Origin of the sequence: Pseudomonas sp. NPDC089401 (assembly GCF_044749485.1) — a bacterium.
Lineage (GTDB): Bacteria > Pseudomonadota > Gammaproteobacteria > Pseudomonadales > Pseudomonadaceae > Aquipseudomonas.
The window spans coordinates 150,074-176,445 of sequence record NZ_JBIVIA010000009.1 but is presented as its reverse complement, the minus strand read 5'-3'; the positions used below and the strand labels follow the sequence as shown (position 1 = coordinate 176,445).

Below are 26,372 nucleotides of genomic sequence, written 5' to 3'. Positions count from 1 at the left end.
CGATACAAAACATAACGTCAAACAGTTTTATGTGTATCAAATAAGAATTGTGTATCGCTTTGCCGGCCCTTTCGCGGGTAAACCCGCTCCCACAGGATTTTTGTGGCCTCGGGTATTCACATTGCCTGTGGGAGCGGGGTCACCCGCGAAAGGGCCGGCAGAAAAAATGCAAAAAAAAGCCCCGAACCAGGTCGGGGCTTGCCAACAGCAGGCGGGTCAGCTGGCCAGACGCTTGTCGAACACATGACAAGCCTTGCCTTCCGAGCGCTTCAGCGTGCCGCAAGGCTGCAACCGCACCTGGGTGCTGATGCCGATGTAGGTCTTGATCTGTCTGGCCAGTTCGCCGGTCAGCAGCTTGCGCTGCCCCTCGTCCAGCCCTTGGCACTCGCCGCGCAGCTCCACATGCACCTCGACGCTGTCCAGATTGCCATTGCGATACAGATGAATCTCATAAAGCTCTGAAAGCTGTTTTATTTTCAGCACCTGCTCCTCGATCTGCGTGGGGAATACGTTCACCCCGCGGATGATCAGCATGTCGTCGCTGCGCCCGGTGATCTTGCCGATGCGCCGCATCGGCCTTGCCGTGCCCGGCAGCAGGCGGGTGAGGTCGCGGGTGCGGTAGCGCACCATCGGCAGCGCCTCCTTGCTCAGCGAGGTGAACACCAGTTCGCCCAGTTGCCCGTCCGGCAGCACCTCACCGCTCACCGGGTCGATGATTTCCGGGTAGAAGTGGTCTTCCCAGATGGTCGGGCCGTCCTTGCTCTCGATGCACTCCATGGCCACGCCCGGCCCCATGATTTCCGAAAGGCCATAGATGTCCAGGGCGTCGATGCCCAGGCGCTGCTCGATGGAGCGGCGCAACTCGTCGGTCCAGGGCTCGGCGCCGAAGATGCCCAGGCGCAGCTTGAGGTCATGGGGGTCGATGCCCTGGCGTTCGATCTCGTCGGCGAGGTTGAGCATGTAGGAGGGCGTGACCATGATGATGTCCGGCTGGAAGTCGCGGATCAGCTGCACCTGCTTCTCGGTCTGGCCGCCGGACATGGGGATCACCGTGCAGCCCAGGCGCTCGGCGCCGTAATGCGCGCCGAGGCCGCCGGTGAACAGCCCGTAGCCGTAGGACACATGCACCTTGTCGCCCTTGCGACCGCCGGCGGCGCGGATCGAGCGGGCGACCACATTGGCCCAGGTGTCGATGTCGTTCTGGGTATAGCCGACCACGGTCGGCTTGCCGGTGGTGCCGCTGGAGGCGTGCAGGCGCACCACTTCCTGCTGGGGCACGGCGAACATGCCGTAAGGATAGTTGTCGCGCAGGTCGTTCTTGCCGGTGAAGGGGAACTTCGCCAGGTCGTCGAGGGATTTCAGGTCATCGGGGTGGGCACCGCAGTCATCGAAGCGCTTGCGGTACAGCGGCACGTTGTCATAGGCGTGCTTCAGGCTCCAGCGCAGGCGCTCCAGCTGGTGCTGGCGCAGGGCGTCGACGCTGGCGGTTTCCATCGGGTCCAGCAGGGCACGATCGGCATCATGGTACATGTTCATGGCTTCACTCGAATTGTTCTTGTACGTCGGCCGCACCGATCAAGGGCGGCTTACCGTGAGTGTCATGGACGCAGCATAACCGGCGGCGTCGTGTTCAGTCACAAGCCTTTGGTCAGAGACGCTCGATGACCATGGCAATGCCCTGGCCAACGCCGATGCACATGGTGCACAGGGCGTAGCGGCCAGCGCCTTCCTCGAGCTGGTGCAGCGCCGTGGTGACCAGGCGTGCACCGCTCATGCCCAGCGGGTGGCCCAGGGCGATGGCGCCACCGTTGGGGTTGACCCGCGGGTCGTCGTCGGCCAGGCCCAGCTCGCGCAATACGGCCAGGCCTTGGGCGGCGAAGGCCTCGTTGAGTTCGATGACGTCCATGTCGGCCAGCGACAAGCCGGTCAACGCCAGCACCTTGCGCGTGGCTGGCAGCGGGCCGATGCCCATGATCCGCGGCTCGACGCCGGCCACCGCCATGCCGACGATCCGCCCGCGGGCCTTGAGGCCATGGCGGCGGGCGCCTTCACTGCTGGCCAGCAGCAGGGCGCAGGCGCCGTCGTTGACCCCGGAGGCGTTGCCGGCGGTAATGCTGCCGCCCTGACGGAACGGTGTGCCGAGCCTGGCAAGCTGTTCGAGGGTGGTGTCCGCCCGTGGGTGTTCGTCGTGCTCGACGCGCAGCGCCGGGCCTTTGCGCTGGGGGATCTCGACCGGCACGATCTCGCGTGCCAGGCGCCCACGGGCCTGGGCGGCGGCGGCCTTGTGCTGGCTGCGCAGGGCGAAGGCATCCTGGTCGGCGCGGGATATGGCGAACTGTTCGGCGACGTTTTCCGCGGTTTCCGGCATCGAATCGATGCCATGTTCGGCCTGCATCAGTGGGTTGACGAAACGCCAGCCGATGGTCGTGTCGAACAGCTCGGCGCTACGGCCGAAGGCCTGCTCGGCCTTGCCCATCACGAACGGCGCGCGTGACATCGATTCGACGCCACCGGCCAGCATCAATCCGGCCTCGCCGCAATGCAGGGCACGGGCGGCATTGCCGATGGCATCCAGCCCGGAGCCGCACAGGCGGTTGAGGGTGCTGCCCGGCACGCTGATCGGCAGGCCGGCCAGCAGGCTGGCCATGCGCGCGACGTTGCGGTTGTCTTCACCGGCCTGGTTGGCGCAGCCGAGGATCACATCGTCGATCGCCTGCCAGTCCAGCTCCGGGTGGCGCTGGATCAGCGCCTTGATCGGCACCGCTGCCAGGTCGTCGGCGCGTACCCGGCTCAGGGCGCCGCCGTAACGGCCGATCGGGGTGCGCACGGCATCGATGATCAAGGCATCGAGGGGCTTGTGTTCAGTCATCTGCGGTCTCCTGCGCGAGCAGCGTGCCGCGCACTTGGTAGGATTTGCCGTGGAACAGGGCGATCAGCTCGCCGTGCTGGTTTTCGATGCGCACGTCATACAGGCCGGTGCGGCCCTTGCGGCTCAGCTCGATGGCGCTGGCGGTAAGCCGGTCGCCCTGCAGCGCCGGGGCGACGTAGTCGATGCTGCAGCCCAAGGCCACGGTGGCCTTGTCGTAGCTGTTGCAGGCAAAGGCGAAGGCCGAGTCGGCCAGGGCGAACAGGAAGCCGCCGTGGCAGGTGCCGTGGCCCTGCAGCATGTCGGCGCGAACCGGCATGCTCAGCCGGGCCCGGCCCGGGCCGACGTCCAGCAGGTGGATGCCCAGCGCTTGCGTGGCCTGGTCGCGGGCGAACAGGACATCGGCGCAGGCCTGGGCCAGCGCCTCAGGGGTACGTGGCAGGTCAGTCATGCAGGCGGGCTCCTTGAGCATCGCTGCGGCGCAGCAACAGGGAGGGGCGGTAGCGGCTTTCGCCGTAGCTGCGTTGCAGGTTGTCCAGCACGCGCAGGGTATAGCCGACGCCGATCTGCTCGGCCCAGGCCAGCGGGCCCCGTGGGTAGTTGACCCCGGCGCACAGGGCCAGGTCGATATCGGCAGCGCTGCCGACGCCTTGCAGCACGGCATCGGCAGCTTCGTTGGCGAGCATGGCCACAGTGCGCAGCACCACCAGGCCGGGGAGGTCGGCGACGCCGGTGACCCGCAGGCCTGCGCGCTGCAACAGTGCCACTGCCTGGTCGCGGGCCTCGGGCGTGGTGTCGGCGGACCAACTGATGGCGATGCGGGTTGCCGCCTGGTAATCCAGGGCGAGGTCGATCAGCACCAAGTTACCCAGGCCGTCCTCGCGGGCCCGCTGGCTGGCCAGGCGGCCGTCCGAGAGCGCCAGGGTGGCGTCGCCGACGCGCAGCAGCCCGCTGCCGGCACGCTCGGTGATGGCCACGCCACGGTCGCGCAAGCGCTCAAGCAGCGGCTGCATCACCCCAAGATGCCCTTCGGCCACGCAGTGTTCGGCGCTGGCCAGGGTGTGCAGCTCGGCGGCCGGCGGGCGCTCGGCACCTTCGCCGTAGCGGTAGAAACCTTGGCCGCTCTTGCGCCCCAGGCGGCCGGCGTCGACCAGTTCCTTCTGCAGCAGCGACGGTTGGAAACGGAAGTCGCCATAAAAGGCGTCGAACACCGAGCAGGTAACGGCGTAGTTGACGTCATGGCCAATCAGGTCGGTGAGTTCGAAGGCGCCCATGGCAAACCCGCCGGCCTCGCGCAGCAGTGCATCGAGGGTCGCGCAATCGGCGGCGCCTTCCTGCAGCAGGCGCAGGTTTTCGGCGTAGAAGGGCCGCGCCACGCGGTTGACGATGAAGCCTGGGGTGGAGCGTGCGTGGACCGGCTGCTTGCCCCAGGCCCTGGCGGTTTCATACAGGGTTGTGGCGATGCCAGGGTCGGTGGCCAGGCCGCAGACGACTTCCACCAGCGCCATCAACGGCGCCGGGTTGAAGAAGTGCATGCCGACCACTTGCTGCGGGCGTTGCAGGCCAGCGGCCAAGCGGGTGATCGACAGCGACGAGGTGTTGCTGGCCAGGATGCAATCCGGCGCGCACAGGCCTTCGAGCTGACGCAGCAGCCCTTGCTTGACCTGCAAGTCCTCGACGATGGCCTCGATCACCAGGCGGGCGTCGGCCAGGGCTTCGATGGCTTCCACCGGCTGCAGGCGGGCACTGATGGCTTCGCGTGCTTCAGGGGCCAGCTTGCCTTTTTCCACCAGTCGGCCGAGCTGGCGATCGATACCGGCCACGGCCTGCGCGGCGGCACCGGGGCGGTTGTCGTAGAGTTTGACCGGGTGACCGGCCTGGGCCGCCACCTGGGCGATCCCGGCACCCATGGCGCCGGCACCGATCACGGCCACCAGGGCATTGCTGTGAAGTGCTTGCATGCTCAGCACCCCTTGAATTCAGGCGTGCGCTTGTTCATGAAGGCGCTGACGCCTTCACGGTAATCCTCGCTGCGCCCGGCCAGGCGTTGCAGGTCGCGCTCCAGCTCCAGCTGCTGGTCGAAGCTGTTGTCGAAGCTGGCATTGAGGCTGCGTTTGATCAGGGCCAGGCCGTAGGTGGGCTGGGTGGCCAGGTGGCGGGCAAGGGCGAGGGCTTCGTCGCGCAGGGCGGCATCCTCTACCACGCGATGGATCAGGCCCCAACGCTCGGCCTGTTCCGCGCTCAAGCGTTCGCCAAGCATCGCCAGGGCCTTGGCCCGTGCCATGCCGACCAGGCGCGGCAGTTGCCAGGTACCGCCGGAGTCTGGCACCAGGCCGATCTTGCAGAACGCCTGGATGAAGCTCGCCGAGCGTGCGGCCAGCACCAGGTCGCAGGCCAGCGGCAGGTTGGCCCCGGCACCCGCGGCCACACCATTGACCGCGCAGATCACTGGCAGCGGCAGGTCGCGCAGGGTACGTACCAGCGGGTTGTAGAACCTGTCGATGGACTCGCCCAGGTCCGGCATTGCCGCTCCGGGTGCGACGTTGCGGTCGGAGAGGTCCTGGCCGGCGCAGAAACCGCGGCCTTCGCCGGTCAGCAGCAGCACCCGTACTTGCTCGCTCTGGCGCACCTGCTTGAGCGCTTCGCGCACTTCCAGGTGCATCTGGGTGTTGAAGCTGTTCAGTTGCTCGGGGCGGTTCAGCGAGAGGAGGGCGACGCCGTCCTCGATGGAAAACAGGATGTGTTGGAAAGCCATGGCAGACTCGCTCGATCAGACGATGGGGTAGGGGCGGCTCAGCGACCTTTGAACTGCGCCGGGCGTTTTTCCTGGAAGGCACGGATGCCTTCGTCGCGGTCGGCGGTGCCGGCCAGCAGGGTGAAGGCATGGCGCTCGAAGCGCAGGCCGCTGGCCAGGTCGGTGTCGCCGGCCTTGAGCAGCGCTTCTTTTGCCAGGCGCACGGCCAGGGGTGCCTTGGCGGCGATGCTGCGGGCCAGCTGCAGGGCGCGCTCGACGGCCAGTTCGGGCTGGGTGACTTCGCTGACCAGCCCGGCCTGCAAGGCATGCCGGGCGCTGATGGCTTCGCCGGTCAGCACCATCTGCATGGCCAGCGGCTTGCCCACCGCGCGCAGCAGGCGCTGGGTACCGCCGGCACCCGGCATGATGCCGAGGTTGATCTCTGGCTGGCCGAAACGGGCGTCATCACCCGCGACCACGATGTCGGCGCACATGACCAGTTCGCAGCCGGCGCCCAGTGCGTGGCCATTCACGGCGGCGATCAAGGGTTTGCCGAAGGCGGCGATGCGCTGCCAGTGGGCGCTGCGGGGGTCGTCGAGGATGCCGACCAGGTCGCGTTCGGCCATCTCGTGAATGTCGGCGCCGGCGGCGAAGGCCTTGCGGCTGCCGGTGATGACCACGGCGCGGATGTGCTCGTCGGTGTCGGCGCTCGTCAGCTCCGCAGCCAGTTCCGCCAGCAACTCGGTGCACAGGGCGTTGAGTGCCTGCTGGCGGTGCAGGGTGATCAGGCGTACGCCGGGTTCTGGCGTCTGCACAGCGATGAAACGCGGCATGTCGAGGTCCTCTGGCTGCTCGCACGGCACTTCGGGTGGCCGGCGTTATTGGAATTGTCTGCAGGGGCGGCAGTCGAGTGCGCCCAGGTGAATCCAGTATAAGCACCACATGATACGTAATTGCAACAGTGAAATATGAATTGCGTATCTCGTTAGCGGAGCTGACGTATCGCATATCAAGGAATATCCATGAGGTTAATGGCTTAGGCCCGGATTGACGGCGCAACCATTTGCGATACAAGATCCATATGAAAACCTAATGGATTGAGGAATCATGCTATGCCTTGCTACCGACTCGATGGCCTCACTCCTGTGGTCGACCCCACCGCATACGTGCACCCGAGCGCCGTGCTGATCGGCGATGTCATCATCGGCCCGCGCTGCTATGTGGGGCCGTTGGCGTCACTGCGCGGTGATTTCGGGCGCATCGTCCTGGAAGAGGGGGCGAACCTGCAGGACACCTGCGTGATGCACGGATTCCCGGGCGGCGATACCGTGATCGAGCGCAACGGCCACGTCGGCCATGGTGCGGTGCTGCATGGCTGCCGGGTGGGCGAGGACGCGCTGGTCGGCATGAACGCCGTGGTCATGGACGGCGCCCATGTCGCAGCGCGCTGCATCGTCGCCGCCACGGCCTTCGTCAAGGCCGGCTTCGAATGTGCCGAGCAAAGCCTGGTGATGGGCGCTCCAGCCCAGGTCAAACGCCCGTTGACCGAGCAGGAAGTCAGCTGGAAGCAACGCGGCACGGCCGAGTACCAGCAGCTGACCCTGCGCTGCATGGCCAGCCTGGTGGAATGCCCACCGCTGGCTACCGTCGAGGCGCAACGCCCGCGCATGGGCGATGGCGGCTTCAGGCCCAAAGGCGAGGCGGGCGCATGACCCTGCCTGCCTCACGTCATGGCCAGGCGACCCGTCGCACGGGTATAGTCGGTGCTTTCTCCGCGCGCAGTTCGTCCATGAGCACTCTTGCCCCGCTGAACACCTTGATCACCCGCTTCCAGGAGCAGACGCCGATCCGCGCCAGTTCGCTGATCATCACCCTCTACGGCGATGCCATCGAACCCCGCGGCGGCACGGTCTGGCTGGGTAGCCTGATCAACCTGCTGGAGCCGATCGGCATCAACGAGCGACTGATCCGCACCTCGATCTTTCGCTTGACCAAGGAAGGCTGGCTGACCGCCGAGAAAGTCGGCCGGCGCAGCTATTACAGCCTCACGGGCACCGGCCGGCGGCGTTTCGAGAAAGCCTTCAAGCGCGTGTACAGCCCGAGCCAACCGGCCTGGGACGGCGCCTGGACCCTGGTGCTGCTGTCCCAGCTCGAGGCCAGCAAGCGCAAGGCCGTGCGCGAGGAACTGGAGTGGCAGGGCTTCGGCGCGATGGGCCCGAACCTTCTGGGTTGCCCGCGCAGTGACCGCGCCGACCTGGCAGCCACCTTGCGCGAACAGGGCGCCGAGGACGACAGCATCGTCTTCGAAACCCATACCCAGGAGGTGCTGGCCTCCAAGGCATTGCGCGCGCAGGTGCGCGAAAGCTGGCGGATCGATGAGCTGGCCGAGCAGTACAGCGAGTTCATCCGGCTGTTTCGCCCACTGTGGCAGGCCATGAAGGACATCCAGACGCCCGACGCCCGTGACTGCTTCCTGGCCCGTACATTATTGATTCACGAATATCGCCGGCTGTTGCTGCGTGATCCCCAGCTACCTGAAGAATTGCTGCCAGGCGATTGGGAAGGGCGCGCGGCCCGTCAGCTGTGCCGTAATCTCTATCGTCTGGTACAAGGTGAAGCGGAAGCATACCTGGAACGAACCCTGGAAACCGCCGACGGGCCCTTGCCGGATGCCAACGAGAGCTATCATCGGCGCTTTGGTGGTTTGACCTGAGTTACCGCAGCGCTTGAGGCAGGCGCTAGACCGCGGTTTCCCTCGGATTGACCAACAATCTGCAGGCCGCATGGCAGACGACTCGCTTGAGTTTGCCCAGCTCCGCTAGCGCGTGTCTGTGGTGCCTTTCATAGCTGGACAGCCTTTTCCATTCGTGTGGCAGGAGCGGGTGATTGATCACCTCGACACCCAGCTCTCTGGGACCGGCGGACATGTTCAACAGGTCGCGGTATTGCCGCATTCTGCCGCGCTCGCGAAACGCCTTGCGAATCTTGGCGTCCAGCTGCTCGATCACGAATTCGGCATGCATGACGCCGAACTGCAGCTCTCGGATGAGATCAGGTTTCGATGTCCTCTTGGTCTTATAGAGGTCTTTGGCATTCTGATAAAGCCATGAGAACGGCACGTACGCAGGTGGCGTTGCAGCGCCCAGCGCCGAAAGACCTGCGTTCACCGCCCTGTTCCCGGCCTCGTTCATGACCAAGTCCCTGGCTTTGCCTCGGTGAAAGTCCCAGGTGGCGAACTTGGCAGTCATCGACCCGTTGGCCTTCTTGGCAATCAATGCGCCCGGATCGGTTACGGGGGCAAGGTTATATTCCGGCAGTATTTCACGTGTCGCAGTCGCCGCCAGGAAGCCCCCGGCGAGCGTTCCTGCCACCGGCACGACGGAGCCCGCTGCCGCGCCGCCCAGCCCCGCCAGCATGACAATGCTCTCCTTGGCAGCCCTGCCACCCATGCCGATGGCCACTGTCGCGCGTTTGCTGGTAAGGAAGCATTCGGTCTCGATCCTGCAATCACGCAGAATTCGGGCTGCTGACTTGATGGCTTCATAGTCGTAGTAGATGCCTTCGGCGGCCGGGCGGGTGGTAACGTCCATACGCTGTGACTCCTTGCTTCGAACAAAGGAGCTGCACTATTTATTTATTTTCAATGCGCGATAAGCAGCCGGCAGCACAAGCACTTGAAGGAAATGTCCGGCCATTCTTCAGCGTTTTCTGGCCAACTTGTGGGCCATGAACTGGTGTGCAGGCGAAAACAGCCGGTTGAAGGTCATCAGGACAGCACTGACCGTGCCCAGCGCCGAGGCCGCAGCAATCAGGAACATGATGACGATCTGGTAACGCACCGCATCGCCGGGTTGCTGGCCGGCGAGGATCTGCCCGGTCATCATCCCGGGCAGGCTGACGATCCCCACCACCGACATCTGGTTCAGGGTTGGCATCATCCCGGCCTTCAGTGCCTGGGTGGCGGCAGCGCGTGCCGCTTCCCAGCGAGTACCGCCCAAGGACAGGACCATGTCCACCTGCGGGCGTTGGGCGCTCAGTTCTCGGGTCATGCGGTCGATGCCCAGGGCCACGGCAGTCAGGGTATTGCCAAGGATCATGCCAAGAATGGGAATGGCGTATTGCGGTTCGTACCAAGGGCGCACCCGCAGCACCACGAATAGCCCGATGGCCGTTACCAGCCAGGCACTCAAGCCTACCGACAGCACGCTGTCGGCCAGCAGCCCGCGATGGCGCTGCTTGCCACGGCCGGCAGCGGAAACGCCGGCGATCAGGGTCATGGTCAGCATGAGCGGCAGCACCACATACCATTGGGCATGCTCGAATACCCAGCCAAGGATGTAGCCGATGGCCAGGAGCTGTGTCACGGTGCGCAGCGCTGCCCAGAGCAACTGGCGTTCCAGCTGCAATTTCAGCAGCAGCGACAGCAGGCCATTGACCAGGATCAGCGCGGCGGCGATGGCCACGTCGGTATAGGCAAGGTTGTGGTAGTTCATGGCTGCTGCCCGTCGAGCAAGCAGCCTTGCTGCATGCGCAGCGTCCGCGTGCCAATGCGTCTGGCCTGTGCCGGGTCGTGGGTGACCCAAAGGCAAGCGCGCGCCTGTGGGTGATCGGTGAACCAGTTCATCACCAGGGTTTCGACCGCGGCTACCGATTGCGGGTCGAGTGCCGACGTGGGTTCATCGAACAGCATCACCTGGGGCGTGAGCAGCAGCGCGCGGACCAGGGCCACCACCTGCGCTTCGCCACCGGAGAGCTCGGCGCCGGCCTTGTCGACAAAGCTCTGCGGCTTGCCGGCCAGGTCAAGCAGCTCGGCCGCCAGGCGGGCATCGAAGGCGAGCTGGCGATTATGCCGAAGAGAGAAGGGCAGGCGCAGGTTGTCCATGACACTGCCTTCCATCAGCGCTGCACGCTGCGCCAGGTAGCAAACGCGGGAGCGATAGCGCGGAATCGACGGCGCCGTGACCGGCTGGCCCAGCCAAAGGACCTCGCCGGAACTGGGCGCGTCGAGCAACGCCAGGGTACGAAGCAGCACGCTCTTGCCGGAACCTGACGCACCTTCGAGCGTGATGCGTTCGCCGGCGTGTAGCGAGAGGTCGGTTGGTGCCAACAGGGTCACCTGGCTCAGCGGATCGATACGCGCCAACTGCCTGGCCGACAGCAAGGCAGCAGCGCCTGGAAGTTCGTTATCGGGTGTCACAGACTCTCCTTTTGCTCTTCCTCATGCTGTTTAGTGTATCGGTGGTACGCGGTTGCAGGCGGGAAGGGGGCGAAGATAACCTGGCCACTTAAGGACGAGCAGTATCAACTCAGGACGAGGAATAGATGATGGCAGGTGAGCCTTTAGATCAGCGCAGGATGGTGCTCGGCAAATATTTCAGAATCGATGCAGCGATTTTCTTGGCGAGCATGATCGGCGCCTTCACCTTGTGTGGCTACGCCCACCTAGAGAAGTTCTATCTGACGCTGGGCGTCTCTCCCAGCCGAATCAATATCAGTCCACAGCAATTCGTGGCCTACGGTGCCGCCAATTTTGGCTCCATCGTGACTTCCATTGCTTTCGCCATTGCACTGGTCGGGCTCATCACGCTGATTGTCGTATTGCTCGAGCGACCGACCACGGCGGTGCCTGGCCCGGGGCGACCGATTGCCTGGGTAGCGCGAGCCCGTGACAATGTAATCAAGCACCGCGCGTGCTTTGCCGCCGTGGCGATCATTGGCTTGCTTGCGCTCAGCCTGTTCCTGGCATCACAACTGCTCATACAAATGCCGTCGAAGAGCGGTAGAGCATCGGCTTTGCGGTTTGTGGCGGAGTGCACCGAACGGCGTGCCATTTATACCAACCTGGACGAGTTCAAGGGCTGCCAAGCGGGCGAGTCTGACGACATGCTGTATCTGGTTCAGCGACTACAGGCCACTTCTGATGGAGTTGAGTTCCGCGCCTACGAGCTGCCCAAGGCAGGCTTGAAGGCCATTGTGTCAGAGCCTCGACACTTCAGTTGGCGCGACAAGGCCAATTGAATGGGGGTAGAGGGGTGCAGTTTTCCGGAAGCCTTATTATAACTACACTAAATGACTATTTAGCGTAGTTATAATACTAGAGCATAACAGTCAGGGCAGGCGACGCCCAAGCCAAACCGTCTGGCCACCGCATTCCGCATCCTCAACGATGTGCTCCAGCAGCTCGAAGTCGTGGTCGGTCAACTGGTCGATGTACTCCTGCGGATCGAGACTTGCATGGTAAAGCGTTTCACCCTCGAACACGCCCAGGGCTTCGCCATGTGAAGGCCCGCCAGTGAACATCAGCAAGGTCCCAGGTGCGGCATGGCGCTGAAATATCGGAAACATCTGGCGCTGATCGTCAGGTTTGAGATGGAAAAAACTGTTCCATGCCAGAATGGCGGCGAACTGTCGATCGAGCACCAATGTGCGCATGTCTGCGTGAATCCATTCCTGCGCTGGAAATTGCGCACTTGCACAGAGCAAGCATCTGCGCAGACGAATCCACACCGACGACAGACACGCCAGCATCGATCAGATAACGCGCCACAGGTTGACCGGAACCGCAGCCCAGATCCAGAACGGTTGCAGACCGCGGTAGCAGCGAACGGAAGCGTTCGATCCATTTGCGGTCGATGAAATGGTTGGCGCGCAGATCGTTCCAGGCGGCCGCGTGGCGATCGTAGAGGCTGATGATCTGATCCGCGGAGGGATGGTGAGACATGAACTGGGGCATCCTTGATCGGCTTTGAAGGTTGAACGTCCATAAGGGGGTTGCTGAGGTTGAAATGTACCCCGGGTGTGGCTCGCATGGAAAATACTGATCTGCGCATAATGCATATTATGTTAAATTGCGTATCAAGAAAAGTTCGAATCAGTTGTCGGTTGCACCTAAAATTCGGAGATTCAGAACTGAAAACCGGATCTACTGAAATCAAAGCCTTACGCATAGATTCTCCACTGCTGCTTAAGGTTGTCCAGCTAATCGTGCTCTCTGGATAGCCTTAAAAACCGGAAGCCAGTCTTCCTGCCGCAAGGGCTCTGTGCTGGATCTGAAGCTTCCACGACCGCCGCTTCCTGCCGTCCTCGCTTAACTGAATGGGCTGGCGTTTATCAACCATCAAAATTCAGCCAGACCTACAGAAGCACTGCTAGTATTTAGTTCTTACAGTCTAGCTTGGACTGGCGAATCCGCATGCCTGGCCTACGTTTACCTATCCCAATGCTGTCTCCGCTTGGCTGGGGTTCATCTAGTGACCTCGGCTTGCCTGATAACGTGAATGTATTGGCGGCGCTTGAGTCCTTTGAAAACAATGTCCATGCCATAGAGTCTTATAAGGCAATATCATTGTTCTGCCACTTCAAAGACATATCATCCACCACGCCGCGAGGCCATAGGCCGCAAGTTTACCCAGAGTCTCTTGAGCGAATTCTGAATTGGAGCCTTATAGTTTGCCGAAAGTCAATATTCGATTGGGCATCAGAGGATATAAAGAACTGTTTGTCTTTCCTCGAAACGCCAGATGCTTCATGGATTGCCTCAGCAAGTCATAGCCGCTTTGTACTTGATCGAAGATGTTCGCATGCGGAGTGGCAGCTTAATAAAGCTTGGCGGCCATTTAGACGTGTGGCCAAGAATGGAGCTTTTATAGAGGAAGCTCATTGGAGTAGATTAGACATGGAGCGAAATTTGATCTTGGAGCTTTTTGAGTTCCTTGCTTCAAATACGTCATGTGTACTCCCTAATTTATCAATAGAGTCCATAAAGCAATTGCGCGACTCGATCCCGAGGAAGCGCCCCGCGAGAGCCGATCGGAGGGCGCACAGTGAGGGGTTGCCACGGTTGCATGCACACGAACTCGATTGGATTTTTGGGATAACAGCAGAATTACGAAGCTCTGATTGGTATTACAATATTATCCTGTTCGCGATGGCAGTTATGCGCTACACCGACATCCCTCTTAGAGCTCTCTGCCGTGGCTATGGCAATACTGGAACATTATCTCAATTTAAGATTGGGGCTGACAATATTTGGCGCTTTACTGATCATCCAGGCCTCGCTTCGGAGAAAATCTATAAGCTAGATGGGAGGATGGAGGTTTATCTAAAGATGCATGCTGACTACCTGTGCGTACCTTTTGAGAAAGAATTGCCAGATGCTGATATATTTACTCGCCCAAGATCCGATCATGGCTTTGGATATTATTATCTGCTTAGTCTGATGACAGGGTTTCGTGACGAAATATGTCAATTGATTGAAAATTGCAACTATCCTGATGCTTTTGCCCGCAAAGATATTTTCATGGGGCTGTCATTCACACTGATACGCAGGTCGAGGAAGCGTGGTCGCCCACGTCAGATCTAAGCACCGGTGACTGCAGCAAGGAGCTTCATAGCTACCTTATTGCTTCTGCCCTGCCCCTGTAAAAATCTAGATTTTTCATTGGAAGCAGGTCATCGACTCAGATGGCGCTCAATCGTGGCATGAAGGTTTCGTAAGCGTCGGCGAGGCTGTAGAGAGCCGTGAGGCCCTGAAGCACCTGGTTGATCCAGCCCATAGAAAGGCTGATGTCTGATATAGCGTGGCCCGTTGGGATGGCTATCGTAAACAGTGCTACCGGCTGCTCCGGCCCGCCGGGCTTGCATCTTTACGCCATTCAAGGCCATGAGAGTCAAGCTCGAGCCTAATGCCACCCTCGCCTACGGCCTTGGACGAGGAGCGCTAGCGCTCCCCCTTTTCATTCCGCTTCATGCCCATGCACACACATTTTCACTCTGGTTCAAATAGGACATTGCCAATATTGTGACCGGCATGATGATTACTCATCAGCCGCCTGAGGATCTTGCAGTTTTTTTGGAAGTGCTCTGTGAAAGCAGCGAGAGTCATGACGTTCGGTTTTGACTTCCTGCTATACCGTAACTGCCTCATACGCATCCCTAATGTCGTGAGTTTCTGAAGGATCCGCTCAGCCGATCCCCCTGCCATGGGGCGGGTGCTGTAGGTGACATCGACCCCTGCAATCATAGCCATTCGGATCAACCCATTTGACCTAACGGAACGATCAATCTGCAGCTTGCTGATGTGGTATGGCAGGTAATTACGACTCTCGTCGGTGCCCACATGTAGAGTCGAGCGAAGAGCGTCGGCTAAAGCGTTGACCTCCAGAACGCCTAGATCATCGGCCAACGAAATAGCGCTTCCCAGGACAGTTCCAGAGGGAATGTGGACGACGACAGCTACCCAAGGGCGAATAGCTGAACCGTCATCCCTTTGTACTAACTGATTCACTCGCGTGACTTCAAGAACCGCGGTGATGTCCTCGACTGGTTTGTCCCTCAAGACCAATCCAGAGCGGCCAGCTTTCGCATGAGTGAGCAGCACATTGACTTCCTGAAGCTCAGCATCAGGTGCAATGTTCTGCAATGAGACTTCGGCATGCACCTGCCATGAACGACGCGCTTCCCAGATTGGGTCAGGGCTCAGCTTGTACCTCGAGCTCCAATCTGGCCCAAGGTGCAAACCCTGACGCTCAAGGTAAGCGTCCACGCTTGGAAGAACCTGAGTTGGCAGGCATTCCTCCAGCGCCGCTATGCACTTGGGCAACACCTCACCTGGAAGCTCGAACAGCTCAGCAGCACGCAATTCGCCAAGATTCTGGTCGAGAACGATGAACTCTGCATCGGGTAGATGATACTCAAGCTCTTGGTCATCCTCTTCATGCTTGAGTGCACGATAGGTGTGGTAGCCAAGGAGCGCAGCCAAGACTTCCAGGAGCTTCGCATGCCCCACGTCAATGCCTGCAGCGAGGAGTTCCGCTTTAGCATGTCGGGCAGCATGGGTGAGTATGTTGGCCATCTCATGATCCTCAAGCGCTGTCTTTGCTGCTGGTCGCTTTATCTGTCGCAAGACAGCTGAGTCACAAGATGCTGGAAGGATGTGATGGGTGAAGAACCTCTTTGAGTCGACCAGAGCTGAGGTGAGGCAACCTTGATTAACCGTAGTACAGAGGTTGGTCTGAGCACGCAGTCGCCGACGGGCGGAATTTGGCTGCAGGCCCTTCAATCATCTAAGATCAGTCCCGCTCAACTCAGCCACGAGGCAACCTGCGTCATGAGCTTCATGTTTCGTATCCGGGATTTCCTCTTTCCTGATCGTAGGTCAGAAGCCGAGATAAGGCGTGAGCGCGAATTCATCAAGGCTGTTAACAAGCTTAAAACGCTGAAGGTCGAGCGTGGTGTGATGTCGATCGATCCGGAAGAAATCCGTGACCAGGTCTTGCGGAGCCGTGAAGCTGTGAAGCATTTAGTGGATCCTGCGCACCGGAAGCGCCCAAGAACAGGGGCTGCAGACTGACAGCCTCATCAGAACCCTACCGTAATTGCCCTCTTTTCGCGTGCCCCTACGGGGTCGGCTGTTGTAAACCAAGCCACCGCTAGGCGGCCGTCTTGGCCCTTCGGGCTGCCATCCTCACGCCTTCGGCCGTAGGCCTGCGCGCTCCGCTTGCATGAGCTCGCTGGACATCTTTCTTAATCATTGTTAGTCATCTTCTGAATCTTCAAGGCCAGTGTCGCGGCTGTCCTGAACATCCTTGTCAGGGTCTGAGTCTGAGAATTGAGCACTTTCACCAGTCTTGTCCTTCGGTTCTAGCATTGTCAGTGAGTTGTCGTGATAAACGGCGGCCCCAATAATTTCATTGCTCAAGCTGTCTGTGGCAACAACTACATGGGGCTTGGAATTCTCACGGAAAGCTTTATTTCTTTTTTTCTTCATAGCGCGTTTCTCTCACGATCGCAAGGTTGCCGTTTGCCATCTCAGCATAGCTATGAATTACGTATCCATATGATTTTTTCTACCTTTCCAGAAGGGCGTGGCTCAGACGTAGGGGGGCATTTCTGGTATGAGCTCTGGCTTGCAGCTCAATATTTAGCTAATTGCTAATCGTCAGAATTAAGCATTTTGGTAAACTTTTGACTTAAAGCGAAATCTGCACTTCCTTCGCATTGCTCGACGTATCTGGTGTGTTATCTTAGCGACATCGACGAAGACCCCAGAATAATTTCATTAGAAACACGTAGGTGGTCTGAAAAATCCTCTTTCAGTAGAAGACAATCAATGCTCACAACAAACGCAGTGTTTCAACGCTTCAACGGTGCTGACGAATCCGGCAGTGTTCGTATGCCTCACAAGCAGCTAGACGCAACGCTGCACATGTTCCAGGTCGACATGCTTGCAGCCAACCTCGAAGCATATTCGGCAGATCCTGAACAGGCTCGCGCTAAGTACCCATGGGCAACCCGATTCGCCATGGGGCATCCCCTCGCCCCCTGGCAGCGTCCGGCTGTATGGACAGACGAGCAGAAGGTCAGGTTCATTACCTCGATTTGGATGGGGGCAGACCTTGGCTCGTACCTCGTCAATGAGTGGTATGCGTATGCCGATCGCACCGGAGCGTTTGCGATCAATAGTGAGGTGCTGCTGGACGGCCAACAACGCCTTACCGCTCTAGAAGGTTATCTGCTTGGGGAGTTTGGCGTGCCCGATGCCCTAGGCCAGGTGAGGTTCTGGTCTGAGTTGGGCAATGCAGAGCGCCGGCGATTTCTCAACACTCCGTTTGCCCAAGCCCGGGTGCACTCGGATGATGAAACGGCACTCAGGCAGGCTTACGATCTTAGGGCGTTTGGTGGCACGCCACACACCGAAGATCAGCGAGCATCTGCATAACCGGTCATAGCTATATAGAGGGCTCCTGCAAGGCGCCCTCCTCTTGATCTGCAATGCCACCTGGTTCCCGCGCGGCCAGAGATCACCGGTCAGTCCGACAGGTCTAACATAAAGCTGCCTCCTAGACGCTGTGCCAACGAATCGACTTTCCGTTGATCTCCCACGTCCTGTGCTTCAGACCGAAAGCTGCGCGTGCAAGCCCAAGATACAGTAGCTCAATCTGTGTCAGGGACAGTTGGTGATGCGATGCCCCCAGTTCGAGTACAAACTCATCCCGCTGGCTGACCTTGATGAAGACCACGTTCTTCGGAAATTCAGGGTCTCCACCCTCACCCTCATAAAGCCAACCCATCGCAAGAAATTTCACATCTCTGAAGTCGACTGAGCTCACTTCACTCACACCGAATTTCTTTGATTGAGACACAGGTGTGGGGGTGACTGATTCAACCTGACACTCTGCCCAAGGGGTGACGGTGTCCGCTCCTGAACGTAAAGCGGCTTCGTAAAGGCCTGATGCAAGCGCGTCTGCTTGTACCGCGGTGAGGTCGTAGCTCATGCCCTCGAGCGTCAAGGATTTTGGGGTGAGCCATTTATGTAGTCAGGGCTCCCAGATCGGCAGCGTCGACTTGCCGGGCTTATCGATAACGATTGCTAGGCTCTGCTTTGCACGCGTTGCCGCTACGTAGAATGCTGCCGCAGACGTAGCTTCAAGGCAGGCTCCCTTCTGAATGAAAGCAGTGATTGGCCCTGTAGGTACGACTAGCACACGCTCGAACGTAGCGCCCTTGGAGACCTTGAAGTTCATGTAGTCCAGGGAAAACTCCTTGCCTGAAGACGCCATGGAGCGAAGGCACTGAGGGCGGTACCGCTCAACGTATTCGATAACGTTCTTCGAGTGCACCAGGAACACACCGTCATGCTCAGACACCTCGTGGTTTTCTGAGGTGGTGCCAGGGAAACCCCAGGACGCATCAAAAATGGTGTCGGAGAACGTTGCGATCTCGGTTCGACAGCGATAAGTCACCGTTGCGTAATTGATACTCAACAGCCCTCCTTGCTCGCGTTCCTGAAACCAGTCAAGAGCGCCGGCGTAGCCATACTGCTTATTCTTCTGCCCCCGTGGGTTGGTCGAGAGCACGGCCTGGCGAACATCACCAACCATGCGAACGTCGATTCGAGATTGCAGCAGATCATGGATGATCTCCCAGTCGTAACCACTCAGATCCTGAACCTCGTCGATCAGAATCTCGTCGTAGAGATGCTCCAGGCGGCGAAGCAACGCAGGTGTTGCAGCCATTAGCTCGCGCGCCAGGCGGCCGAGCTCGCAGCCGTAAACCTGGTTGCTTCCGTCCATGAATCTTTGCTTGCCCTTGGCGAACCTGTAGGGGCGCCCTTCGAAATTGAAGCCCCCTACCCGTTCACCGGGAAATTTCACCGGCAGGAACGGCTTCGCAAAGTGGCGAAGTAAAAACGTGTACCAACCCAGCACCTCGATGTTGTGGAGATCACCAGCCTGTGCTCGAAGCCGATGGGAAAGCTCTTGCTGATTGGTCTGGGTAAACGTGGCGACAAGGACGCGGCGATCACTGGGCAGACCTTTGCAGTGATCTACGAGGCCTTGGGTTTTTCTCCCTCCGGCGACCGCCAGGGTCAGATGGTTAGGCATTGTGAATGAACTCCGCCGCGGCCTTCATATAGGGAGGTGGGCTGAGGGCTTCGTCAGACTCGGCAATTCGAATCGCCCCCTCCGTTTTCTCACGTGTCATCCACGTCGCCAGGTTAGCTGCATCGGTGATGCCGAGGGTCTTGCGCAGTTGAGGCTCGCCATTGGCAGTAATGAGTTGAGGCTCAAGAGTCGCGCCGTCGGCTACCTCCCCAATGAAGAGATCTCTGCGCTTCGCTTCCAGCCATTGCTCAACTGGTTTACGGAGCTCAGTCGGGTCAATGCCATCGTTGTCTCGCATTACGGCGACCGGCTTGTTGATCGCAGCACAAAGCTCTAAGCACCGAGCCAGTGCTAGCCCGCGCATGCTGATGACATCAATGCCATGGGCCATCGGGCGAGCCCCGTACAGATCCTTATAGACACGCTCGAAGATGATCTCATCGGATGGCCCCTCAACCAGGACGACCTTTTTCGCTAGCACGAGACGGAGGGTGTCGTAGCCTGGAAGCTTTTGGAAGTAGCTCACCGTTGTCGGATCGAGCTCCGTGATCTTGGCCGCGCTGTTACGGTGGAGTAGTAGCAACGCATTGAGGCCAAGCCGGTTCAAAACGTAGGTGCTGTGGGTAGAGATGAAGAGCTGCTGCTCCTCCGTGGCCAGGTCTTCAATACGATCGAGCAGTGTCGTTAGGCTGGTGTGTGAGAGGTGGTTCTCCGGCTCCTCGATCATCACGATTTTCACGCTTGAAGAATGCCGTTTCATCGCGAGAGAGATCTTGATAGCGGCTTGCTGTCCTTGGCCGGCTATCGCGAATGGGAGGCCATCGACGTGTGGAGTGACCACGCTATCCCAGGATGTACGGGACGTTTGATCCATTGCTAGCGACATAGGCTCAGACTGCAGGGCAGCACCAAGACCCTCGAGGCGCTTGTTCACCGGCGCCAGCGCTCCTTCAGTCATGGATGCTTTGACGCCTCGATAGTCCAGCGAGATTTGCGCCTTCTCAGCTGGCTCCAGGTGATCGCTCAGAATTTGTCGTAGGTGATAATCAACCCCAGCAGCGGACTTGACCGTCCGAGAATCGATCGTGGCCACCGAAAGCGCCCGCGGGCGCCGAGTGAGCTCGTTGTCAGCAAACGACCGCCATTCATAGGTGTAATACTCAACGGGCAGCAGGGGTGACGGATCCTTGAGCCACTGATCCAGCTCATCCTGGTATTCCTCGTTCGGGAAAATGGAGAGGAATACCCCCGGACACACGTTGGTCGGCACGTCCGCATTCACCGCACCGAGTAGCACCTGCAAATCGGCTACATCTTGCAGATAAAGCTCAATCAGGATCTCCGGGAGCTTAGGCGTCTTCCCTGCGTCCCTTAGGGCCAGAAACTCAGCCACCATTTGAGTGTTGAACCAGTGTGGGTTCAATTCTTCGAGAATCCCTCGCCCACCTATCCGGCCGTTCAGCGCCAGCGAGATGGCCTCCATCAATGTGGACTTCCCTGCGTCATTGTCACCGACGAGGATGTTCACGCCCGGGTTGGGTTTAAGCTCGAAATCTTTGTAGATGCGGTACCCACGGATGCGGATTTTTGTGATCACAGTCGACATTCCTTGGCGAAGTGCTTTTGTATGGCGCTTTGATGGCCGTGTGGCCTGATGCTATAAGCGAAGCGCTAACGTTGTCGACTCCGTCACGTTCCGTACGTCCCTCACCACTCCTTCCGGCACTCCACGCACAGGATCTGCGTATGACTACTCCTTACTACCCAAGCCGCAAAGCGTTCATAGAGTCCTTGGGGGCGACGTGTAACAACTGGACTTGGAGCTGGTCGTTTGTGAATCACCAGGAGCGCAAGATCATTTTTGGCGCATGGGATATCCACATAAGTGGCGGTCGTTCGCTCATCCTCAGCGAGGATTGGGAAATCGAGAATGGGCGTCGCAATCATGGTTACTCGCAGAGCGTCGAGCATCTCAGGTTGGTTGGAGAGGAAAGATACGAACTCTATACGTTCAAGATTACACACTCGGATGAGCGCCAGGATGAGGACGGTGCTGGCCCTGCAAAGATCAAAGATTTTGAGCGCTCCATCACGCGTAAATGGCTATTGAAGCAGGATGGCGACTGGTTTGCGTACGACGAGCTGCCGATGCCTGCACTCCCTGAGGAGGTCAGTCAGCCCGAGTTATACATTGAGGGCGCTGTCCGAGAGGTAACGGTTAATGCCTATGAGCGTAGCGCTCAGGCTAGGGCTGCATGTATTGATCACCACAAGGCGGTTTGCGCTGCGTGCGAATTCGACTTCGGACTGGTTTACGGCGAGGTTGCCGAGGGGCTTATCCATGTCCACCACATCGTTCCTTTGAGTACGATCGGCGGAGAGTACAAGCTTGATCCAATAAAGGATTTGATCCCGCTGTGCCCGAATTGCCATGCGGTGGTGCATCGTGGATCGGAGGTTATGAGCATTGCGAAGCTTAAAGAACACCTGGCTGAAGCAAAGAGGCGCTCCGCCCCTGTGGCTTGATCTCATGGTTTGTAACGCGGTTTTTGGAATGTAACGTGGTCGACGTTACATTCCAAAAATTACGTTACAACCCCCAAGCCTCGGGCTTCTAAGCCTATTCGTCAGCCATCGCTGCGAGGTTTCCGGCGATCTGAAGATTTTCCATCAGCCATAGCGCCTCTTCTATGCTCATCGGAAAGGCTCTGTTGTCGATACTGATACAGGGAAGGCCTACATCTTCATCAAGTGCGATTAGCACGCGGTGATAGAGAGAGGCGCTTGCAGATGGTGCATTGCTCTGAAAGTACGCAGAAGCGATGAACTCGTAACCTCTCTACTCCTGGAAGACAGCTACCGCCTCATGGGCGCCAGGGCGGAGATGAGAGAGAGCCTACACAGCTGTCTGAGTTGGCGCTCTCGTTCAATCAGGCCGGGCATGGTCTACTCCTCCCTCTGCCCGGCTTTCGCCTGGTTGGCTTTGATAGCTTTTGCCGCTGCCTTCCCTCCTCGCTTGGTAAGGTCAATGCCGATGACCTTGATGTCGGCTACGTTTGGATATTTAGGGGCCAAGGACTGCCATTCATCCTGCAGTGCCATAACGAGCTCGTCAAAAGCTAATCGGCCCTTCGGTGTCTCCCAAATTCGTCTGCCTCCTTGATTCACCACTAAGAATATCCCGCAGCTAGAGCGCGTGTCGCGCAGGTAGTCTCCGCCCAGCTGATTCTCAAGTCGCTCGAACAACCGCGACCCAGGCCATTTGTCAGCAAGCTTCAGCTCGATAGGCACTGGTCCATCGAATCGGCTGCTATGCATTCTGAAGTCCGGGCGTTTGTCATCTGCGAGCTGCTCCTCCTGCGGAATGACGTAGCGTGCGCCCGCACGATCTCTACACCAGTTTCCGATATATTTGCGAAGGGCAGTCTCTTGGTTAGCGAGCAGCAGGATTTCCGCAATGCTCGAGTCTCCATTTTCGAGGTCATGCTTCAAATCGTGGAGGCGGTCAATCGCAAGGCTCCATAGCTCGCGGTGGTTAGCTGGTGCCTTTTCAAGTTGGTTTTGGAAGTCGACTACATCCGCGGGTTCCCAAGGCGAAGATTTTGAATCTGCAGTGGCTCTTTGCTCCGTGTAAAACGCGCTCCAGGCTCGTAGACGTTGTGCTGGATGTTCAAAAGCAATTTTCTCGAGTGCGAGAAAAGCTTCATGTCCAGAGGTGTCCCGAATAATGTTTAGGAGACCATTTCTTACGTCCTGAGCGTCATCGCGCAGACCAGGCGAGTAGACGCCCTTTCCTAGGCGGTCGATATCATCTTCAACTCGTATGTACTTGCTGGCCAGTAGATACAAATCCGCAGCTTGCTCAGGGGCTTTGTACTGTTGACGGCAGCGGCTACCGTTGCGGTTACCTGCAATAACCGTCAGGCAGAGCATCATGAGTTTTGTCTTGTCCTCCTCAGATGTCAGTGCTTCGAGGTATTGCGCTAGAGCCGGGATTGCAACGATTGGCTGCGTCCCGATCCAAGCAGCAAACCATGTGGCTGCTATCTCAGGCGCGCTACTGGGGAGAGCCATCACACTGGCCAACCTCGAAATCGCGTCATCAGCAATGGACGAATCATTCAAGATGCTCAGCGCCAGCTGAAGACCGGCGACGCTTCCGAGTGGTTTCTCCAGCCGCGAGATGAGTGACGGGGCGATATGGTCGGACATCCAGGCGCCACCCCTTCGCACCTTTTCTAATATGCAGTGGTGGTGCGACTCACCTGGAGCAGCACTGAGTTCGCTCTCAATCTCCTGGAGAGCGAGTCCCGCAACGGCACCAGGATGGTAAGAGAACAGGTTCGATAGCCAAGTCGGGAAGCCGAGATCGAGCAAGCCAAAACGCGCCGCTATGTCAGCCTCGGCGACGGTCATAAGTGAAAAGAGATCTGGCTGTTCTGTGGTCTCTATCGCGAGTCCAGTTAGGCCGAATGATACAGTCGCTGATGGTACAAAGGCGTGCCCTCCTTCGCTTGGTAACTTCTGAGGCGCAGTCCTCCAAAACCTGATGGCGCCTTCTCGGAAGGCCTTAGCAATTGGTTCTCCAAACTCTGGAATCAGGGAAGCCCAGTCACCCTGTGAGCTCTTGCCTGTGCCTGTCGCCAGTGAGCGCCTCTTGCGATCAAGAGTATGTTGGGCGTTGGTGATAGCGCCTGGTGTGGAGGAGCCAAGCAAGCATGCGAGATTTCCGGCTAAACCCTCTTTCCAAGATTGCCACTCTGCTTGCTCCTTGGCCTCTCGACGTTCCTGCTTCTCCTTCAGCTCCGCTTGACGACGCTCAAACTTAGTCATCTCGCTCGACTGAGGTTTGCTAAGGGACTCCAGCTTTGAAAGGAGCTCCAGACGCCCCCCACACGAGGTTTCAAGTTGCTCGGGCCAGGTCGCAGGACGACCAGCTTCCTGGTAGATGTGAAACGCCAGACTCAATGCCATGAGCTGATCATCGAGTTCTGTCTTCTGTGTAATGTCAGCGCATGCACGCTCAAAATTTTGGGTGTTGTATGTCCATAGATGCCGGAAACCGCCGAGATCCCAGGTGTCGGCAATAGCCTTCTCCGCGCTTTTGCGCGTTTCGATGACATCATGCCAGAACAGTAGATGATCCATTTCGGGCCAAATCGGCACGAGCTCCCTCACTTCCGTGATCGCATTCCTGTCGGCAAGGTCGTTGTAGCTGTCTAAGCGAGAAAGCTTTCGCAGTACAGACAGCACGCGCGGCTCCATAGCCTTCGCATCTTTGGATTTCAGGAGGCGCAGCGCGGCCTGAGCGGCGGGTTCTGCCAACCAGGAAAAGCGTTTAGAGATCTCGCAGTAGCCGCGATCAATTGCGGGAGCCTTATCAAAAAGCTCATCCACGCCTTCAAGAAATAGATGAAGGAGCTCTGTTGGGGATGCGTCCACGACGTCCGAGATCGCGAAAGCGAGCTCATCGCTGCTGCTGTAGCTGGGCTTACGTGCAGAACGTGACAGAGAGTCTATAAGCCACCGAATCCACACCTCATCCATCGGGAGGTTTTCTAGAAGCTCTGCCAAGCAGTCACGCCCGAATTTGGAGGTTCGCGCCAGCATTTCTATTCGCAGGCTAGCGAAGTCATCTGCAGAACCTGCCTCTTTGACTGCACGGATCGCAGCCACCTTGACACGGTTATCTTTGGTGTTAAGTGCGTATTGCACTGCGTCAGGAACCACAGCGATCATCCTGGCCTGGGCAACCATATCAAGCAGAAACGAAACGATGTGGCTCTGGTCGCGATATTCGGCAAGGAGCTCATTTACGACTTCCGCAAGGTCGGTGTGCGCGAACAACTGAACAGCCGTGTGCTCAGTGACTGTCCAATCGTGTGCAGGCCGGGCCAGCGTCTTACACACTCGCCGGAGAATTACACGCCGCGAGTCGCTCGGGAGATGCCTAGGATCACCGTCCTCGAAGAAAATCTCCGGAGCGACACGGATAGCTCGTTCCCGGATGCGTTCATCAAACAATGCGAGCCATGGCAAAACAGGTCGCATCGTTGGCTCTATGACCTCACGGCCGTAATGCGTCTTGAAAAAGAGGCCTTCAACCCTGGCACGCGAGGCTTCGCTTAGGATTTGATGGTGTAGCCACTCTGCAGTGAGGTACTCCCTTACTGAGCGATGGTGAAAACGCGTGGTGCCATAGATTCCTTCATCGAAAATAGGCCGGCTGAGCAAGGCCTCGCATTCGACCTCAGTCCAATCACCGAGAATTCCATCTAGCGGCATCCCTCTAGTGTTTCGGTTTCCATCAGGGATCCGAATAGCGGACGTTTGAGCCAACGTAGTAGCCAGGGCAGCCAGTCTTGCTCCGTGGCGGAGTTTATTGGGAGCTATCGGCTTGGCATGTGATCTGTTCGTATCATGCTCCTGGAGCCGCCGTTCAATGCTGCTACGCATCAGGTCGTAGCGAGATCCAATCTTTCCCTGAGATTTCCAGAAGAGGACGAGTTCAAGGAAGTCCAACGGGCGGGTTGTGAGCCCGTTCGCTTCGGTTCGCTCAATAGCAGCTTTGAAGCTATCCACGTCCTCAACGCCGTTAGCTCTCAAGAATGTGTCAATTTGCTCTCCCTGGATGTCGTCCAAGGTGACCAGCATGAAGGGGCCTGCAGTGTCTGTGCCTTCTGCTGCATCACCGGAGCCGGGTGCGAACGGAAACTCTCTTTGGCACAGCGCAAGATCAGTTTTGGGGCGCCAGGCAGAAAGCCTACTGGTGATAACGATGTGAGCATTGTCACCTACCTTCTTTGCATACAAGCCGAGCTTACGTATGGCCACCTCAAAGTCGAGCGGGCTTCGCAGCTTCGCTTCATCAACTGAATCCATAAGGATCCAGCCTTCTGTACCCGAGCTGCACCAGGTGATGAATTCATCGTGTGTACCTTCTTCAAATGCGCCTTCGAAGAAGTCTTTGATGTGCTCAATTCGGAGAAAAAATGCTGGCTTTCCTTCACCCCGGAGCTGTCGAGCGACATTCCTGATCTCTTCAGTCTTACCTGAGCCTGCCTCGGATAGCAGGATTACGCGGTGATGGCTCAACAGGTCAGGCCAGAAGAGTTTTCCTGCTCTGTTGTGTCTGGCGTTTAGGTCTGCGTCGTCGTCGATATCTGCATCGAGGACGATTTTGGAGAAGGTACGATTGAGTTGAATGAAGGCGTCCGAATGCCCAGTCATAGAAGGATCTCAAGCAGGTCAGGTACAGTCCCGAGATGGGCTGCAGAGGCTCTGCCATCCTACCTGATTGGCGCCAGCATCGGTGCCCATCGCGGTCGTGCGACAAAGTTCCGTGAGCGCCACGTTGATCGCCTCAACTACACCTGCGAATAGCTGG

The 26,372-nt window shown here is 58.5% G+C and carries 24 protein-coding genes; 7 read left to right on the top strand and 17 right to left on the bottom strand.

Features of this window, described 5'->3' with window-relative positions:
• Positions 1-216 precede the first annotated feature (216 nt).
• From paaK to paaF, 6 genes are all read right to left on the bottom strand, one after another.
• Positions 217-1,536 (bottom strand): phenylacetate--CoA ligase PaaK, encoded by a 1,320-nt coding sequence (paaK, locus tag ACIP21_RS20545; RefSeq protein ID WP_400691314.1) that lies wholly within the window; start codon positions 1,534-1,536, stop codon positions 217-219.
• A 112-nt stretch (positions 1,537-1,648) separates the two neighbouring features.
• Positions 1,649-2,869 carry a 3-oxoadipyl-CoA thiolase gene (gene pcaF / locus ACIP21_RS20540; RefSeq protein ID WP_400691311.1) on the bottom strand — a complete coding sequence of 407 codons (1,221 nt, stop codon included), beginning with the start codon at positions 2,867-2,869 and terminating at the stop codon, positions 1,649-1,651.
• A complete protein-coding gene (gene paaI, locus ACIP21_RS20535; protein WP_400691309.1) occupies positions 2,862-3,317 on the bottom strand; it encodes a hydroxyphenylacetyl-CoA thioesterase PaaI in 456 nt (151 codons plus the stop codon). The genes pcaF and paaI overlap by 8 nt, the downstream gene beginning before the upstream one ends.
• Complete coding sequence (gene paaH, locus ACIP21_RS20530; protein ID WP_400691306.1) at positions 3,310-4,827, bottom strand: 3-hydroxyacyl-CoA dehydrogenase PaaH; 1,518 nt, start codon at positions 4,825-4,827, stop codon at positions 3,310-3,312. The genes paaI and paaH overlap by 8 nt, the downstream gene beginning before the upstream one ends.
• A gap of 2 nt (positions 4,828-4,829) precedes the next feature.
• Positions 4,830-5,621, bottom strand: a complete 792-nt coding sequence (gene paaG, locus ACIP21_RS20525; protein ID WP_400691304.1) for a 2-(1,2-epoxy-1,2-dihydrophenyl)acetyl-CoA isomerase PaaG — start codon at positions 5,619-5,621, stop codon at positions 4,830-4,832.
• A gap of 38 nt (positions 5,622-5,659) precedes the next feature.
• Positions 5,660-6,433, bottom strand: coding sequence for a 2,3-dehydroadipyl-CoA hydratase PaaF (gene paaF, locus ACIP21_RS20520; RefSeq protein ID WP_400691301.1), 774 nt, complete (start codon positions 6,431-6,433; stop codon positions 5,660-5,662).
• A gap of 279 nt (positions 6,434-6,712) precedes the next feature.
• Here paaF and paaY point away from each other — a divergent pair, with 279 nt between their 5' ends.
• Together paaY and paaX are read left to right on the top strand one after the other, a co-directional pair.
• Positions 6,713-7,312 carry a phenylacetic acid degradation protein PaaY gene (gene paaY / locus ACIP21_RS20515; RefSeq protein WP_400691298.1) on the top strand — a complete coding sequence of 200 codons (600 nt, stop codon included), beginning with the start codon at positions 6,713-6,715 and terminating at the stop codon, positions 7,310-7,312.
• Between the two features lie 77 nt (positions 7,313-7,389).
• Positions 7,390-8,313 carry a phenylacetic acid degradation operon negative regulatory protein PaaX gene (gene paaX / locus ACIP21_RS20510; protein ID WP_400691295.1) on the top strand — a complete coding sequence of 308 codons (924 nt, stop codon included), beginning with the start codon at positions 7,390-7,392 and terminating at the stop codon, positions 8,311-8,313.
• 25 nt (positions 8,314-8,338) lie between these two features.
• Here the strand turns inward: paaX and ACIP21_RS20505 are convergent, their stop codons facing one another.
• The 3 genes from ACIP21_RS20505 to ACIP21_RS20495 form a co-directional block, all read right to left on the bottom strand.
• Positions 8,339-9,190, bottom strand: coding sequence for a hypothetical protein (locus ACIP21_RS20505; RefSeq protein WP_400691292.1), 852 nt, complete (start codon positions 9,188-9,190; stop codon positions 8,339-8,341).
• 108 nt (positions 9,191-9,298) lie between these two features.
• On the bottom strand, positions 9,299-10,093 hold the full coding sequence (locus tag ACIP21_RS20500) for an ABC transporter permease (RefSeq protein WP_400691289.1): 795 nt from the start codon (positions 10,091-10,093) through the stop codon (positions 9,299-9,301).
• Positions 10,090-10,797, bottom strand: a complete 708-nt coding sequence (locus ACIP21_RS20495; protein WP_400691286.1) for an ATP-binding cassette domain-containing protein — start codon at positions 10,795-10,797, stop codon at positions 10,090-10,092. The genes ACIP21_RS20500 and ACIP21_RS20495 overlap by 4 nt, the downstream gene beginning before the upstream one ends.
• A gap of 125 nt (positions 10,798-10,922) precedes the next feature.
• Here ACIP21_RS20495 and ACIP21_RS20490 point away from each other — a divergent pair, with 125 nt between their 5' ends.
• Entirely contained in the window at positions 10,923-11,618 is a 696-nt protein-coding gene (locus ACIP21_RS20490; protein WP_400691284.1) for a hypothetical protein, read from the top strand.
• A 90-nt stretch (positions 11,619-11,708) separates the two neighbouring features.
• Here ACIP21_RS20490 and ACIP21_RS20485 read toward each other — a convergent pair whose 3' ends face one another.
• Both ACIP21_RS20485 and ACIP21_RS20480 read right to left on the bottom strand, forming a co-directional pair.
• Positions 11,709-11,945 carry a hypothetical protein gene (locus ACIP21_RS20485; RefSeq protein ID WP_400691281.1) on the bottom strand — a complete coding sequence of 79 codons (237 nt, stop codon included), beginning with the start codon at positions 11,943-11,945 and terminating at the stop codon, positions 11,709-11,711.
• A 13-nt stretch (positions 11,946-11,958) separates the two neighbouring features.
• The gene (locus tag ACIP21_RS20480) at positions 11,959-12,321 is read right to left on the bottom strand and encodes a methyltransferase domain-containing protein (protein ID WP_400691279.1); all 363 of its coding nucleotides are present in this window, start codon (positions 12,319-12,321) and stop codon (positions 11,959-11,961) included.
• Between the two features lie 471 nt (positions 12,322-12,792).
• Between ACIP21_RS20480 and ACIP21_RS20475 the strand changes: the two genes are divergently transcribed.
• A complete protein-coding gene (locus ACIP21_RS20475; RefSeq protein ID WP_400691276.1) occupies positions 12,793-13,962 on the top strand; it encodes a hypothetical protein in 1,170 nt (389 codons plus the stop codon).
• 405 nt (positions 13,963-14,367) lie between these two features.
• Here the strand turns inward: ACIP21_RS20475 and ACIP21_RS20470 are convergent, their stop codons facing one another.
• The gene (locus ACIP21_RS20470) at positions 14,368-15,453 is read right to left on the bottom strand and encodes a hypothetical protein (protein ID WP_400691273.1); all 1,086 of its coding nucleotides are present in this window, start codon (positions 15,451-15,453) and stop codon (positions 14,368-14,370) included.
• A 255-nt stretch (positions 15,454-15,708) separates the two neighbouring features.
• Here ACIP21_RS20470 and ACIP21_RS20465 point away from each other — a divergent pair, with 255 nt between their 5' ends.
• The gene (locus ACIP21_RS20465; protein WP_400691271.1) at positions 15,709-15,951 is read left to right on the top strand and encodes a hypothetical protein; all 243 of its coding nucleotides are present in this window, start codon (positions 15,709-15,711) and stop codon (positions 15,949-15,951) included.
• 183 nt (positions 15,952-16,134) lie between these two features.
• Here the strand turns inward: ACIP21_RS20465 and ACIP21_RS20460 are convergent, their stop codons facing one another.
• Complete coding sequence (locus tag ACIP21_RS20460) at positions 16,135-16,368, bottom strand: hypothetical protein (RefSeq protein WP_400691268.1); 234 nt, start codon at positions 16,366-16,368, stop codon at positions 16,135-16,137.
• Positions 16,369-16,710: 342 nt separating this feature from the next.
• Here ACIP21_RS20460 and ACIP21_RS20455 point away from each other — a divergent pair, with 342 nt between their 5' ends.
• Positions 16,711-17,319, top strand: coding sequence for a DUF262 domain-containing protein (locus ACIP21_RS20455; RefSeq protein WP_400691266.1), 609 nt, complete (start codon positions 16,711-16,713; stop codon positions 17,317-17,319).
• A 121-nt stretch (positions 17,320-17,440) separates the two neighbouring features.
• On the opposite strand, the gene ACIP21_RS20450 is transcribed toward ACIP21_RS20455, so the two are convergent.
• Genes ACIP21_RS20450 through ACIP21_RS20440 form a run of 3 tightly spaced genes read right to left on the bottom strand, consistent with a single transcriptional unit; the run spans position 17,441 to position 20,591 of the window.
• Positions 17,441-17,875: a hypothetical protein gene (locus tag ACIP21_RS20450; protein WP_400691263.1), complete on the bottom strand. Its 435-nt coding sequence runs from the start codon at positions 17,873-17,875 to the stop codon at positions 17,441-17,443.
• Between the two features lie 42 nt (positions 17,876-17,917).
• Positions 17,918-18,985, bottom strand: a complete 1,068-nt coding sequence (locus ACIP21_RS20445) for a UvrD-helicase domain-containing protein (protein WP_400691260.1) — start codon at positions 18,983-18,985, stop codon at positions 17,918-17,920.
• The gene (locus ACIP21_RS20440) at positions 18,978-20,591 is read right to left on the bottom strand and encodes an ATP-dependent nuclease (RefSeq protein WP_400691257.1); all 1,614 of its coding nucleotides are present in this window, start codon (positions 20,589-20,591) and stop codon (positions 18,978-18,980) included. Before ACIP21_RS20440 ends, ACIP21_RS20445 begins: the two co-directional genes overlap by 8 nt.
• A gap of 140 nt (positions 20,592-20,731) precedes the next feature.
• On the opposite strand from ACIP21_RS20440, the gene ACIP21_RS20435 reads away from it, so the two are divergent.
• The gene (locus ACIP21_RS20435) at positions 20,732-21,511 is read left to right on the top strand and encodes an HNH endonuclease (RefSeq protein ID WP_400691254.1); all 780 of its coding nucleotides are present in this window, start codon (positions 20,732-20,734) and stop codon (positions 21,509-21,511) included.
• Between the two features lie 420 nt (positions 21,512-21,931).
• Here the strand turns inward: ACIP21_RS20435 and ACIP21_RS20430 are convergent, their stop codons facing one another.
• On the bottom strand, positions 21,932-26,215 hold the full coding sequence (locus ACIP21_RS20430) for an NACHT domain-containing protein (RefSeq protein WP_400691252.1): 4,284 nt from the start codon (positions 26,213-26,215) through the stop codon (positions 21,932-21,934).
• Positions 26,216-26,372 lie beyond the last annotated feature (157 nt).

Excerpts from the sequence above, each read along its gene's own strand:
- paaK (WP_400691314.1), bottom strand. The coding sequence starts at position 1,536 with ATGAACATGTACCATGATGCCGATCGTGCCCTGCTGGACCCGATGGAA.
- pcaF (WP_400691311.1), bottom strand. The coding sequence starts at position 2,869 with ATGACTGAACACAAGCCCCTCGATGCCTTGATCATCGATGCCGTGCGC.
- paaI (WP_400691309.1), bottom strand. The coding sequence starts at position 3,317 with ATGACTGACCTGCCACGTACCCCTGAGGCGCTGGCCCAGGCCTGCGCC.
- paaH (WP_400691306.1), bottom strand. The coding sequence starts at position 4,827 with ATGCAAGCACTTCACAGCAATGCCCTGGTGGCCGTGATCGGTGCCGGC.
- paaG (WP_400691304.1), bottom strand. The coding sequence starts at position 5,621 with ATGGCTTTCCAACACATCCTGTTTTCCATCGAGGACGGCGTCGCCCTC.
- paaF (WP_400691301.1), bottom strand. The coding sequence starts at position 6,433 with ATGCCGCGTTTCATCGCTGTGCAGACGCCAGAACCCGGCGTACGCCTG.
- paaY (WP_400691298.1), top strand. The coding sequence starts at position 6,713 with ATGCCTTGCTACCGACTCGATGGCCTCACTCCTGTGGTCGACCCCACC.
- paaX (WP_400691295.1), top strand. The coding sequence starts at position 7,390 with ATGAGCACTCTTGCCCCGCTGAACACCTTGATCACCCGCTTCCAGGAG.
- ACIP21_RS20505 (WP_400691292.1), bottom strand. The coding sequence starts at position 9,190 with ATGGACGTTACCACCCGCCCGGCCGCCGAAGGCATCTACTACGACTAT.
- ACIP21_RS20500 (WP_400691289.1), bottom strand. The coding sequence starts at position 10,093 with ATGAACTACCACAACCTTGCCTATACCGACGTGGCCATCGCCGCCGCG.
- ACIP21_RS20490 (WP_400691284.1), top strand. The coding sequence starts at position 10,923 with ATGATGGCAGGTGAGCCTTTAGATCAGCGCAGGATGGTGCTCGGCAAA.
- ACIP21_RS20485 (WP_400691281.1), bottom strand. The coding sequence starts at position 11,945 with ATGTTTCCGATATTTCAGCGCCATGCCGCACCTGGGACCTTGCTGATG.
- ACIP21_RS20480 (WP_400691279.1), bottom strand. The coding sequence starts at position 12,321 with ATGTCTCACCATCCCTCCGCGGATCAGATCATCAGCCTCTACGATCGC.
- ACIP21_RS20475 (WP_400691276.1), top strand. The coding sequence starts at position 12,793 with ATGCCTGGCCTACGTTTACCTATCCCAATGCTGTCTCCGCTTGGCTGG.
- ACIP21_RS20470 (WP_400691273.1), bottom strand. The coding sequence starts at position 15,453 with ATGGCCAACATACTCACCCATGCTGCCCGACATGCTAAAGCGGAACTC.
- ACIP21_RS20465 (WP_400691271.1), top strand. The coding sequence starts at position 15,709 with ATGAGCTTCATGTTTCGTATCCGGGATTTCCTCTTTCCTGATCGTAGG.
- ACIP21_RS20460 (WP_400691268.1), bottom strand. The coding sequence starts at position 16,368 with ATGAAGAAAAAAAGAAATAAAGCTTTCCGTGAGAATTCCAAGCCCCAT.
- ACIP21_RS20455 (WP_400691266.1), top strand. The coding sequence starts at position 16,711 with ATGCTCACAACAAACGCAGTGTTTCAACGCTTCAACGGTGCTGACGAA.
- ACIP21_RS20450 (WP_400691263.1), bottom strand. The coding sequence starts at position 17,875 with ATGAGCTACGACCTCACCGCGGTACAAGCAGACGCGCTTGCATCAGGC.
- ACIP21_RS20445 (WP_400691260.1), bottom strand. The coding sequence starts at position 18,985 with ATGCCTAACCATCTGACCCTGGCGGTCGCCGGAGGGAGAAAAACCCAA.
- ACIP21_RS20440 (WP_400691257.1), bottom strand. The coding sequence starts at position 20,591 with ATGTCGACTGTGATCACAAAAATCCGCATCCGTGGGTACCGCATCTAC.
- ACIP21_RS20435 (WP_400691254.1), top strand. The coding sequence starts at position 20,732 with ATGACTACTCCTTACTACCCAAGCCGCAAAGCGTTCATAGAGTCCTTG.
- ACIP21_RS20430 (WP_400691252.1), bottom strand. The coding sequence starts at position 26,215 with ATGACTGGGCATTCGGACGCCTTCATTCAACTCAATCGTACCTTCTCC.